We start from the raw sequence: 11,885 nt of genomic DNA, 5'->3' as shown, positions 1-11,885 counted from the left end.
AACTATCGTTGCTTGGGTCTCTGCATGCTGCTAACGGCCACCCCTTGCCGCAGCTGCGAGATGGCTTATCCAGTCCATGACGGGGCGCAGGAATGAGTGATGAACAATCGGGTCGTGGTGCTGAAACCCCGTCGGTAATCAATCCGGCGATATCTTCCGCGCATCCAGTCCCCGGGGGCCATGGTCATGGTTCCAACAACGTCGCCAAGCTCGCCTTCGGGGCGATCGGCGTCGTTTTTGGAGACATCGGTACCAGCCCGATCTACGCCTTTCGTGAAACGTTCGTCGGCCCGCACCCGCTGGCCATCGACGAATTGCACATTCTGGGCGTCGTCAGCCTGATCTTCTGGTCGATGACGCTGGTCGTCTCGATCCAGTACGTGGGTATCCTGATGCGCGCGGACAACAAGGGGCAGGGCGGCAGCCTTGCCCTTGTTGCTTTGATCTCCGGCCACATCAAGAAATCTCGCTACGGCGGGTTAGTCGTGCTGCTGGGCGTCTTTGCGACCTCGCTGTTCTATGGCGACTCGATGATTACCCCGGCGGTTTCGGTGCTCTCGGCGGTCGAAGGCCTGACAGTCGTCGAATCGCGCCTGGCGCCGCTCGTCCTGCCGATTGCGCTGGTCCTGCTGATTGGCCTGTTCGTTTTGCAGAAAAGCGGGACGGCCAAGGTGGGAGCGCTCTTCGCGCCCGTCATGGTGATCTATTTCTCGGTCCTGGCGATCCTGGGCATCTATCACCTCGTGCAGATGCCCGGCGTGCTCGTCGCGCTGAACCCGTGGTACGCGATCCAGTTCTTCCTGACCGACAAGATGCTCGGCTTCCTGGCTCTCGGCTCGGTCGTGCTGGCCGTGACCGGCGCGGAAGCGCTCTATTCGGACATGGGCCACTTCGGGCGCGGCCCGATGCGCATGTCGTGGTTCGGCTTCGTCATGCCCTGCCTGCTGATCAACTACTTCGGCCAGGCGGCGATGATTCTCGGCCTGGACGATGCTTCGGCGGCAGAGGCGATGGAGAACCCGTTCTTCAACCTCGCGCCGGAATACCTGCGCCTGCCGCTCGTCATCCTGGCCACCTGCGCGACGTTCATCGCCAGCCAGGCGGTGATCTCGGGTGCGTTCTCGATCACCCACCAGGCGATGCAGCTTGGCTTCATCCCGCGCCTCTCGACCCGTCACACCAGCGAGCACGAAGTCGGCCAGATCTACATTCCCTTCGTGAACTGGGCGCTGATGACCGGCGTGATCGTGCTGGTCCTCGTCTTCCAGAACTCGTCGAACCTCGCTTCGGCCTACGGTATCGCGGTTACCGGTGCGATGCTCATCGACACCTGCCTGATGACCGTTCTGCTGATCGTGCTGTGGCGCTGGAAGCTGTGGCTGGCGATCCCGGTCATCGTGACGTTCTTTATCGTGGACGGTGCCTACTTCGCTGCGAACGCGACCAAGATCGCGGACGGTGGCTGGTTCCCGCTGCTGATCGGCGGTATTGCCTTCACGCTGCTGACGACCTGGAACAAGGGCCGCCGCCTCATGCGCCTGCGCATGACCGAGGCCGCCTTGCCGCTCAACGTCTTCGCCAAGAGCGCGCACGGCAGCGCCGCGCGCGTACCGGGTACGGCGATCTTCATGGCATCGAGCAATGTCGGCGTGCCTTCGGCGCTGCTGCACAACATCAAGCACAACAAGGTGCTGCATGAGCGCGTTGTCGTGCTGACCGTCGAAGTGGCCGATGTCCCCTATGTCGAGGCAAGCGAGCGCTACGAGGTTTCGGACCTCGGGCAGGGCTTCTATCGCCTGACGCTGCGCTATGGCTTCATGGAAGAGACCGATATCCCCGTAGCGCTGGCCAATACCCAGATCTGCGGCGCTCCGTTCGAGATGATGAAGACCAGCTTCTTCCTCTCCCGTCAGACGCTGCTTCCGGCGGCCAAGCCGGGCATGGCAATCTGGCGCGAAAAGCTCTTTGCCTGGATGATGCGCAATGCGGCCAGTGCGATGGAGTTCTTCCGCCTGCCGACCAACCGCGTCGTCGAACTGGGCAGCCAGCTCGAGATCTGATCGCGCAGTCCGTCTTCCCTCTTGAGAGGACAGCAAAAAGGGCGGACCTGCTGCGAAGGCAGGCCCGCCCTTTGCGTTTCCGGTGACCGATCAGCCGAGGTTGGCGCTGACCATGCAGTAGATCATCGGAATCGACAGCAGCGTGTTGAGACGGCTGGCAATCAGCGCGCGCGGCGCGGCGGCGGCTTTCTCCTCGGCGCTGGCTTCGACGATGCCCAGGATCTTCTTCTGGGCGGGCCAGATGATGAACCAGACGTTGAAGGCCATGACGAGGGCCATCCACATGCCCACGCCGATCAGCGCGACGGCTCCAACGCCCGCGAAGCTGAGCGCCTGGACGAGGTAGCCGCTGGCCCACGCGACGACGAGCCCGGTGATGACCGTGAACAGCGCCGCATAGCGGAAGTAGAATAGCACCTTGGGCGCGATGTGCCCGGTGACCGCGCCTTTCTGCTCCGCCGGGATCGACGGCATCAGCGGCACTTGCACGAAGTTGAGATAGTAGAGCAGGCCGATCCACAGGATCCCGAAAAAGACGTGGAGCCAGCGGAAGACCGAATTGAGATTGACCGGTGAGTATGGCGCGAAGGCCAGCATGATCAGGATCGCGAGCGCGATACCTACACCCAGGACGAGATTCAGGTTTCCGAACAGTTTCGCCATTGCATCCCCCTTTATGTTCTTGCGCCGGCCCCCCTGCTGTTGGCGTTAGTCAGCGACCGGCAACGCACTATCGCGATTCCGGCACGACTTGTCACATGAAATCATGGGATGGGGAGGAGGACCTTCCCGCAGGCTCAGTCGTGCGGGGGATTCTCGATCAGCTCTTCCTTCGCAGTTTCGCCCATGCCGTGCCTGAGCACCATGGGCAGCTGCGAGAAGGTAAAGAGGAAGGAAATCACCGTGAAACCCCAGAGCTTGGCCTGCAGCCACGTATCGAAAGTAATGACCCCGATGTGCTTGGCATAGACGAGCGCGGTGTTGAGGACGGCCAGGAACAGGAAGAACCACGCCCAATTGCGCGAGAGTTTCATCCAGCCGGTCTCGTCCAGACCCTCGAAGGCTGACTGCAGAAGATACTTGAGCATCGGCTTGCCGCGCCAAAGCCCGATGAAGAGTACCCCGGAGAACATCAGGTAAACCGCAGTCGGCTTGATCATGATCCACAGCGGATCGTGGAAGATCACGGTCAGCGCGCCGAAGCCTACGATCAGCACCGTCGTCAGCCAGAGCATCGGCGAGATATGGCCCAGCCGCCACTTGGAGACGACGAGGGCGATCACGGTGGCAGCCATGAAGGCCAGCGTGCCCTTGATGACGGCGGCTACAGTGGCGATGCTGTCCTCGCTGTCAGCCGGCGAATAGTGCCGGTAGGCAAGGAAGAAGATCAGCAGCGGTCCGTAGTCGACCACGAGGTTGAGCCACGAGCTGCGCGGCTTTTCCTCGGCCTTGGCGGGGGATGCTTGGGTCATCAGGCGATTCCGGCGATAACCCGGGCCACGAGGTCCGGGTTGAAGGGGCGCAGGTCGTCGATCTTTTCACCGACACCGATGGCATGGATGGGAAGCCCGTACTGCTCGGCCGCTGCGACGAGGACGCCGCCGCGTGCGGTGCCGTCCAGCTTGGTCATGATCAGGCCGGAGACGCCCGCGACTTCCTTGAAGATCTCGATCTGCGACAGCGCGTTCTGACCGTTGGTGGCATCGAGCACCAGGACCACGTCGTGCGGGGCCTCGGGGTTGAGGCGGCCCAGGACGCGGCGGATCTTGGCCAGCTCGTCCATCAGCTCGCGCTTGTTCTGCAGGCGTCCTGCGGTGTCGACAATCAGCGCGTCGATGCCCTGGTCGGTCGCAGCCTTGACCGCATCGAACACGACGGAAGCCGGATCGCCGCCTTCGGGCCCCTTGACGATGGGAACGCCCAGCCGTTCGGCCCAGACGCCAAGCTGGCCGATGGCCGCGGCACGGAAGGTATCGCCCGCTGCCAGCATGACCGAATAGTCCTGTTCCTGGAACAGGTGCGCCAGCTTGGCGATCGTCGTGGTCTTGCCCGATCCGTTGACGCCGATCACGAGGATCACTTGCGGACGCGGGAAAGCCACCACGTCGAGCGGCCTTGCGACAGGGCGCAGGATGTCGGCGATCTCGCGCGCGACGACTTCCATGATCGCGCGCTCATCGGCGTCGCGCTCGAAGCGTTCTTCGGCGAGCCGCTCGCGGATGCGGGCCGCGGCGCGCGGGCCGAGGTCCGACATGATCAGGGCGTCCTCGATGTCGTCGAGCTGGCCATCGTCCAGGCGGGTCTTGCCGACGATACCGGCGAGGTTGCCGGTCAGCCGTTCGGAGGTCTTGCGAAAGCCTCCGAAGAGGCGTTCGGACCAGGCGTCGTTGGGGGCGCCTTCGTCACTCATACTTCCAGTATTCCTTCGACTGCCTTTCCAGGCGTGATGCGTAGCAGTGCGCCGGGCTGCGTGCCCTCGGGAAGGCGCACGGTCGCGAAGTTCTCGGCATGGCCGGTCCCGCCTTTCTCGGCAAGCACCGTCAGCGCCTTGCCGACAAGGCCTTCCAGCCAAGTGTCGCGCTGGCGGGTGATGGCCGCACGCAGTTCGGCGGCACGGGCCTTGATCAGCGGCGCGCTGACCTGCGGCATGCGAGCGGCCGGGGTACCCGGTCGCTGCGAGTAGGGGAAGACGTGCCCGTGCACGATCTGCAGGCTTTCGACGATCGAGAGACTGTTGGCGTGCGCCGCTTCGTCTTCGGTAGGGAATCCGGCGATGATGTCCGCGCCCACGGCAAGATCGCCGCGGTGGGCCCGCAGCCCTTCGACAAGCGCGATGGCATCGGCGCGGCTGTGGCGCCGCTTCATCCGCTTGAGGATGAGGTCGTCGCCATGCTGCAGCGAAAGATGCACATGCGGCATCATGCGCGGTTCATGCGCAAGCAGCTCGAACAGGCCGGGGTCCACTTCCGCGCCGTCGATCGAGGACAGGCGCAGGCGGGGCAGGGCGGCGAAGCGGGCCAGGATCGCTTCGCACAGTGCACCCAGTCGCGTAGCGCCGGGCAGGTCGCTGCCCCAGGAGGTAAGGTCGACGCCGGTAAGGACGATCTCGCCCACTCCCGCATCGACATGCACGGCGATGTCTTCGATCACTTCGGCCACGCTGCGCGAACGGCTCGGACCACGGCCTTGCGGGATCACGCAGAAGGTGCAGGCATGGTCGCAGCCGTTCTGCACCTGCACGAAGCCGCGCGTGTAGCCACCCTTTGCGCGAAGGGGCGGGGCAGCAGGCACGTTCCAGGCGCGTGGATCGAGCTTGGCGGTGTTGGCAACGAGGCCGTCCACCTCGGGCATCTGCCCCAGCATCTCGCGCTCCACTTCGGCGGCGCAGCCGGTGACGATAAGGCGCGCGTCGGGCCGCGCGCGGCGGGCGCGGCGGATCGCTTGCCGGGTCTGGCGCACCGCTTCGGCCGTCACGGCGCAGGAATTGATCACGACAAGATCCCGCGCCTCGCCGAGCAGGCCGCGCAGGGATTCGCTTTCCGCGATGTTGAGGCGGCAGCCGAGGGAATGGACTTCGACCGTCAAACCTTGGTCCCGCCCGCAGGCATCCCGTAATCGGCCGGATCGAACGAGCCGCGGAAACTCTCGGTCGCCGGACCGGTCATGACGATCTCGCCGTCCTCGCGCCATTCGATGACGAGCGGCCCGCCGGGAAGGGTCACGGTGACGCGGCGATCGACCAGGCCGCGCTTCATCGCTCCGATGGCCGTCGCGCAGGCGCCGGTGCCGCAGGCGCGGGTAAGGCCGGCGCCGCGTTCCCACACGCGCAGGGTCATCGCGTCGCGTGCGGTCACTGCAGCGACATTGACGTTGATCCTCTCGGGGAACAGCGGGTCGGTCTCGATCAGCGGGCCGAGCCGGTCCATTTCGACCGCATAGGGATCGGCGACGAAGAAGATCACGTGCGGATTGCCGACGTTGACGGCGATGGGATCGGTCAGCTCATCCCAGCCGACCGGCATGGAATGGGTGTCCATCGCATAGGCAAGCGGAATGCGGTCCCAGTCGAAGCGGGGCTTGCCCATTTCGACGGAAATGCCGCTGTCGCTTGGGGAGGCGTGGAGTAGGCCGCCCAGCGTCTCGATCCGGGCCGGCTGGCCGTGCAGCAGGCCGACTGCGCGGGTAGCATTGCCGCAAGCCTCCACTTCGCTGCCGTCGGCATTGAAGATGCGCATGCGGAAATCCCCCTCGGAGGAGGGCTCGAGCAGGATCAGCTGGTCGCAGCCGATGCCGGTGTGGCGGTCGGCAAGGGCAGATGCGGCGGCGGAGTCGATCGGCGGCAGGGCGCGTTCGCGCGCGTCCAGCACGATGAAGTCGTTGCCCAGCCCATGCATCTTGGTGAATTCGATCCGCATGGCGCGCGATCTATGCGCTGGCGGGCCTCAGGTCCAGTGGTGATGCTTCGAAAAGGCGCTGCTCAGGCGCGCTTTGCGGGCTTGATCGCAGGGTCGGAAGGGGCGTCCGGCGCTTCCGGCTGTGGGGCCGGCACTTCCTGCGAGGCGGCGCAGCGCAACTGCGGCAGTTCGCTCTCGAGGAACTGGCGGTTGGCGATCAGTTCGATGCCGCCCAGCCATTCGCTGACTTCGCGGGCCGGCTGGGGCCTGCCATAGTAATAGCCCTGTCCGGTGATGCTGCCGAATTCCATCAGCCGCTCGAGGACCGCTCCGTTCTCGATACCCTCGGCCGTAATCGGCATGTCCAGCCCTTTGCCGAGCTGGGCGATGGCATTGACGATGGCGGCGCTGTCCTTGTTGTCGACAAGGCTGGAGACGAAACTGCGGTCGATCTTGATGCGGTCGAAGGGCAGGCTGCGCAGCTGTGCAAGCGAGCTGTAGCCGGTGCCGAAATCGTCGAGGCTGACCTTGATGCCCTGGTTCTTGAGGCTGGTGATCAGTGAGCGGACCAGGCCGATGTTCTGGTGCAGGCACGATTCGGTGATTTCGATCTCCAGCCGGTGCGGCGGGAATTTCGCCTCGATCAGCAGCTTGATCAACTTCTGGGCGAACCAGGGGTCGCGCAGCTGCAGGGGCGAGATGTTGACCGAGAGGGTGAGATGGTCGTCCCAGGTCTTGGCATCTTCGAGCGCCTGCGAGATCACGCTTTCCGACAGGTCGGCAATCGCGCCGATCTCTTCGGCGATGGGAATGAACAGGTCCGGTGCGACGATGCCGAACTTGGGCGAATCCCAGCGTGCGAGCATTTCGAAGCCGATCAGCTTGCCGGTCTGCAGGTCGATCTGCTGTTCGTAGAAGGGCACGAATTCCTGGCGCGGGATGCCCTGGCGGATGCCGTGTTCGATCTCGCTGCGAAAGCGCATTTCGTCGGCCATCTGCGCTTCGAACCAGTAGTAGCTGTTCCGGCCGCGGCGCTTGGCATGGTACATCGCGATGTCGGCGCGCTCGAGCAGCGTGCGCGCATCGGGCAATTCCTCGTCGATGCCCAGCAGGTCGGATCGGGCGAGTCCGACCGAGGCGGTCACTTCGAGCCGCAGCGCCTCGATGGCGATCGGGCGGCTCATCCGGTCGACGAGGGATTCGGCGACCCGGTCGAGGATCTCGTCACGACCCTTGTCGAAGGCGAGGGCGACGGCGAATTCGTCACCGCCGATCCTTCCGACGATCGCCTGCTGAGGCAGGCTGGCCGAAATGCGGCGTGCGCATTCCTGCAGCAGCAGGTCACCGGTCTTGTGGCCGTTGTAGTCGTTGATCTGCTTGAAGTTGTCGAGGTCGATCATCATCAGCACGACCGCGCGATCCTCGGCCTGGTTGTCGGCCAGGAGCTTGGCGACGCCGGTGTTGAAGCTGCGGCGGTTGAGATAGCCGGTCAGCGGATCGGTCTCGGCCAGGAGGCGGGCCTGCCGCTCGGCGCGCTTGCGCAGCTTGATCTCGTCGCACAGCTGGCGATAGCGGCTCCAGCCGAAGATGATGATCGCGATGTTGAGCAGGAAGGCATTGAGGATGAAGTTGTCGGGGCCGGGTCCGCGCTCGAGGATCGAGCGCACGACGGCAGGGCCGACTTCGCTCCCGGTCGCGACGAACAGGAGGATCGCGGCGGTGACAATGCCGAGCGCAACGACGTCGATCTGACGGTCCTCTGCGTGATCGGCGCAGACGTCCTGAATGTCTGCCACCTTGGTTGCTACCACCGAAAGAATCCCCCTGAACTGGAATGTTCTCGGGTTTTTACGGGATTAAGCTGAAATTTCCGTAAAGCCTGCCGTTATTGTCGTGGAGGGGCCTTGTCACCGTACCCGATCAAGGCCTCTCAACTTCCTGTTATCATGCGATAAGTCCGATTTCCCGCAGCCGCTCCTGCAGATACTCGTCGGCAGTGATCGCTTGCGGATAGCGATCCGGGTTTTCCGCAGTGATGCACTGGGGCAGGGTGACGAAGGGAAAATCGCTGCGCAGGTGCAGGAAGAACGGCATCGAGAAGCGGCTGTGCGCGCTGCGGTCTCCATCGGGATTGCGCACGCGGTGCGTGGTGGAGGGCAGGACATGGTTGGTCAGGCGCTGCAGCATGTCGCCGATATTGACCACCATCGCCCCTTCGGGCGGCGCCACCGAGAGCCACTGGCCATTCTTGCCAAGCAGCTCGAGGCCGGCCTCCTCTGCGCCAAGCAAAAGCGTGATGAGGTTGATGTCCTCATGCGCACCGGCCCGGATCGCGCCGCCCGCGTCATGGCTGACCGGGGGGTAATGCAGCAGGCGCAGGACCGAGTTTCCATCCTTGATGGCCGGGTCGAACCAGCGCGCATCGAGGCCAAGATCGATGGCGATGGCCGAGAGCAGTTCGGCGCCGACAATGTCGAAGGCGGCGTAAAGGCGGGTAAAGGTTTCCTGGAAGCCTTCGATTTCAGCGGGCCAGACGTTGGGAGGCATGGTTGCCCCGAGCGGGGAGCCTTCCGGCAGGTCGCGCCCGATGTGCCAGAACTCTTTAAGGTCCTTCTCCGTCGCGCCCTTGGCGACTTCGGTGCGAAACGGCGTGTAGCCGCGCGCCCCGCCCTGGCCCGCCTTGAAGTAGCGCATCTTCGTCTCGACCGGCAGCGCGAAGAACTCTCGGGTCAGGTCCCAGGCCCGCTCGATCAGATCCGGGGCGATACCGTGATCGCGCACCATGGCGAAACCGAAAGTCCGAAAGCTCTCGCCGATGAGCGCGGGCAGGGCTTCGCGGTCGGTGTCGAGACTGAGGACGGGGATTTCGGCAAGGTCCATGGTGGTGCATTCCGTAGTGAATCGTTATGCGGCCTACCTAATTTGTTTCTGGGATTTAGTCGAAACGGAAAGGCGAAAGATGGCGAAGCGCTACTGGCTGATGAAGTCAGAACCCGACGCATACAGCTGGGATGACCTCGTCGCAGAGGGCGAAGGTACCTGGGACGGCGTGCGCAACCACCGTGCGGCGAATAACCTGCGTACGATGGAAGTGGGTGACGAGGCATTCTTCTACCATTCGAACATCGGCAAGGAGATTGTCGGCATCGTCACGATCAGCAAATCGGGGATTGCCGATCCCACCGATCCGGAAGGCAAGTGGGCGGCCGTGAAGGTCAAGCCGGTTCGCAAGCTGAAGAACCCGGTTACGCTCAAGGAGATCAAGGCCGATCCCGAACTGGCGGAGATCGAGCTGGTCAAGCTCTCGCGGCTTTCGGTTGCGGTGATCACGCCAGAGGAATGGGACTACCTCATCGCCAAGTCGGGAGGCTGACCGGGCATCCGGTTGATTGGTCGCGTCTCAGCCACGGCCGGGCGCGCCGATGGCAACCGGATGGCCTGTCTGCCCGTTCTACCCTTGTGACGGCGGGAAATTTATTCCGCTGAAACAAGGAGATAATTTGATGGGTGAACTCAAGGACAAGGCCAAGGGCCTCGCGAACGAAATAGCCGGCAACATCAAGCAGGCTGCAGGCCAATCCCGCAACGATCCTTCACTCGAAGCCGAAGGCAAGGCCCAAGAAAAGAAGGGCGAGATGCAGAACCTGAAGGGCAAGGTGAAGGGCGCTTTGGGCGACAAGGTCTAGGTCGCATGCAGGTTCCGCAAGGAAACCGGTTGAAGGGCTGCCGCAAGGCGGCCCTTTTGCGTTGTACGCCAATGCGCTGTGCCGGGCTTGCACACGCTCGCGTGAGCCGTCCCGTTTTGGGAGGGGCGCGACAAGCTGCTTGCGGCAAAAGTATACAAAGTCTTAATTTCCGCTTCATGAAAGCCATGAAGCGACGCGCCCTTGTCCTGACCGATGAAGCCGCCCGGCATCCGTTCCGGCGCTCGCTTCCTGCCCATGTGCGCCTGGCGCCGCTGGATCAGGAGGTGCAACAGGACAATGCCCTTGCCAGGTTGCGCTGGAAGATGACGGGCGGGGACTGGCAGAGCTTCCTGCAGGCCTACTGCGCATCGCTCGTCGCGATGCTTGTCTTTATCGCCTGAGGGCAGATCTTCCCGGGAAAGGGATTGATGTCAGGCCGCTTCTGCGGCCTTTTCTGCGCGAAACAGCAGGTAGCCGAGCCAGGCTGAAGCGACGCAGCACAGCGCCACGACCAGCAATTGCTGTACGATCGCGAGCCCGAGCAGGGTCAGCAGGCCGGTGAGCAGCGAGCCCATCACCATTGCGCCGGAATTGACGATATTGTTGGCGGCCACCGTGCGCGCGGTCTGCGACTTGTCCACGAAAGTGGTCAGGAAGGCATAGAGCGGCACGACGAACATGCCGCCGCACACGGCGATGCCGAGCAGCGTCAGCAACAGCGGCACTGCCAGCGGCTGCGAGACGAAGGTCGCCACGTCCATCAGTTCGCCCGGTGCGCCGCCGGGCGTCCAGACGCTGCAGACGGTTTCGAATGCGAAGAGGAACAGGCCCATGCCGATCACGGAGAGCGGTGAGAAACGGGCCGAGACCGTGCCCTTGAGCAGGGCGTTGATCGCAATCGAGCCGATGGCGACGCCGACCGAGAACATCACGAGGAACAGGCTGGCGACTTCCTTGCTGGCAGCCAGGATATTCTTGGCAAGCGGCGGGAACTGGATGAACAGGACAGTGCCGATCGCCCAGAAGAAGCTGATCGCGCAGATTGCCAGGAACACCCGCTTGTCCTGCATCGTCGTGCGCACGAGCTGGATAGAGGAGCGCCAGATATGGAAGTCGAGCGGTTCGGGCTTGCACATCGGCGGTGCGGGCGGGACCTGCCGCCCGGCGATATAGCCGATGCAGGCGACCACGAAGACGCTGATCGCCGCGGCATCGACGCTGATCCAGCCGGCGACGATGGTTCCGGCCAGGACTGCGATGTAGGTCCCCGCCTCGACGAGGCCGGTGCCGGCGAGTACTTCGCCATCGCGCAGGTGCTGCGGCAGGATGGCGTACTTGATCGGGCCGAAGAACGTCGAATGTATGCCCATCGCGAAAAGCGCGAGAAGCATCAGCGGAATCGCGATGGTGTGCAGGCCGATGCCCTGCCAGGCGAGCGCCAGTCCGGCGCCGCCCACCAGCATGATCAGGATTTCGCAGAACTTGATGATGCGGATGATCTTCGCCTTGTCGCGCATGTCGGCAAGCTGGCCGGACAGGGCGGAAAGCGCGAAGAAGGGAATGATGAAGATCGCAGAGGCCAGCGCGCTGAACCGGGCCTCGTCGGCCTCGGAGTTGTAGACGCTGTAGACCACGTAGAGGACCATCGCGTTCTTGAACAGGTTGTCATTGAACGCGCCGAGAAGCTGGGTGACGAACAGCGGAAGGAAACGTCGGGCCCGAATGAGTTTTGACGTAGTTGTCAT

Annotated in this window: 12 protein-coding genes; 4 read left to right on the top strand and 8 right to left on the bottom strand. The window is 63.6% G+C overall.

The genetic code is table 11. The annotated features are described in order from the left end of the window. The first annotated feature begins 92 nt into the window (after window positions 1-92). Window positions 93-2,060, top strand: coding sequence for a potassium transporter Kup (locus JI59_RS05335; protein WP_007013821.1), 1,968 nt, complete (start codon window positions 93-95; stop codon window positions 2,058-2,060). A 90-nt stretch (window positions 2,061-2,150) separates the two neighbouring features. Here JI59_RS05335 and JI59_RS05330 read toward each other — a convergent pair whose 3' ends face one another. The 7 genes from JI59_RS05330 to JI59_RS05300 all read right to left on the bottom strand — a co-directional run bounded on the left by JI59_RS05330 (window position 2,151) and on the right by JI59_RS05300 (window position 9,334). Continuing rightward, a complete protein-coding gene (locus tag JI59_RS05330; protein ID WP_007013822.1) occupies window positions 2,151-2,723 on the bottom strand; it encodes a urate hydroxylase PuuD in 573 nt (190 codons plus the stop codon). A 134-nt stretch (window positions 2,724-2,857) separates the two neighbouring features. Further along, window positions 2,858-3,532 (bottom strand): inner membrane-spanning protein YciB, encoded by a 675-nt coding sequence (locus JI59_RS05325; protein ID WP_007013823.1) that lies wholly within the window; start codon window positions 3,530-3,532, stop codon window positions 2,858-2,860. Then, on the bottom strand, window positions 3,532-4,470 hold the full coding sequence (gene ftsY, locus JI59_RS05320) for a signal recognition particle-docking protein FtsY (protein ID WP_007013824.1): 939 nt from the start codon (window positions 4,468-4,470) through the stop codon (window positions 3,532-3,534). Before ftsY ends, JI59_RS05325 begins: the two co-directional genes overlap by 1 nt. After that, entirely contained in the window at window positions 4,467-5,645 is a 1,179-nt protein-coding gene (locus tag JI59_RS05315) for a MiaB/RimO family radical SAM methylthiotransferase (protein ID WP_007013825.1), read from the bottom strand. Before JI59_RS05315 ends, ftsY begins: the two co-directional genes overlap by 4 nt. Further along, the gene (dapF, locus tag JI59_RS05310; RefSeq protein WP_007013826.1) at window positions 5,642-6,475 is read right to left on the bottom strand and encodes a diaminopimelate epimerase; all 834 of its coding nucleotides are present in this window, start codon (window positions 6,473-6,475) and stop codon (window positions 5,642-5,644) included. The genes JI59_RS05315 and dapF overlap by 4 nt, the downstream gene beginning before the upstream one ends. A gap of 62 nt (window positions 6,476-6,537) precedes the next feature. Next, complete coding sequence (locus tag JI59_RS05305) at window positions 6,538-8,250, bottom strand: putative bifunctional diguanylate cyclase/phosphodiesterase (protein ID WP_007013827.1); 1,713 nt, start codon at window positions 8,248-8,250, stop codon at window positions 6,538-6,540. Between the two features lie 148 nt (window positions 8,251-8,398). Continuing rightward, window positions 8,399-9,334 (bottom strand): isopenicillin N synthase family dioxygenase, encoded by a 936-nt coding sequence (locus JI59_RS05300; RefSeq protein WP_007013828.1) that lies wholly within the window; start codon window positions 9,332-9,334, stop codon window positions 8,399-8,401. Window positions 9,335-9,413: 79 nt separating this feature from the next. On the opposite strand from JI59_RS05300, the gene JI59_RS05295 reads away from it, so the two are divergent. The 3 genes from JI59_RS05295 to JI59_RS05285 all read left to right on the top strand — a co-directional run bounded on the left by JI59_RS05295 (window position 9,414) and on the right by JI59_RS05285 (window position 10,541). After that, a complete protein-coding gene (locus JI59_RS05295; protein ID WP_007013829.1) occupies window positions 9,414-9,827 on the top strand; it encodes an EVE domain-containing protein in 414 nt (137 codons plus the stop codon). A 130-nt stretch (window positions 9,828-9,957) separates the two neighbouring features. Then, window positions 9,958-10,140, top strand: coding sequence for a CsbD family protein (locus tag JI59_RS05290; RefSeq protein WP_007013830.1), 183 nt, complete (start codon window positions 9,958-9,960; stop codon window positions 10,138-10,140). Window positions 10,141-10,316: 176 nt separating this feature from the next. Next, window positions 10,317-10,541: a hypothetical protein gene (locus tag JI59_RS05285; RefSeq protein ID WP_007013831.1), complete on the top strand. Its 225-nt coding sequence runs from the start codon at window positions 10,317-10,319 to the stop codon at window positions 10,539-10,541. 30 nt (window positions 10,542-10,571) lie between these two features. On the opposite strand, the gene JI59_RS05280 is transcribed toward JI59_RS05285, so the two are convergent. Further along, window positions 10,572-11,885: an acyl-[ACP]--phospholipid O-acyltransferase gene (locus JI59_RS05280; protein ID WP_038575594.1), complete on the bottom strand. Its 1,314-nt coding sequence runs from the start codon at window positions 11,883-11,885 to the stop codon at window positions 10,572-10,574.

Origin of the sequence: Novosphingobium pentaromativorans US6-1 (assembly GCF_000767465.1) — a bacterium.
Taxonomy (GTDB): Bacteria; Pseudomonadota; Alphaproteobacteria; order Sphingomonadales; family Sphingomonadaceae; genus Novosphingobium; species Novosphingobium pentaromativorans.
This window is presented reverse-complemented; position numbering and strand designations above follow the sequence as displayed.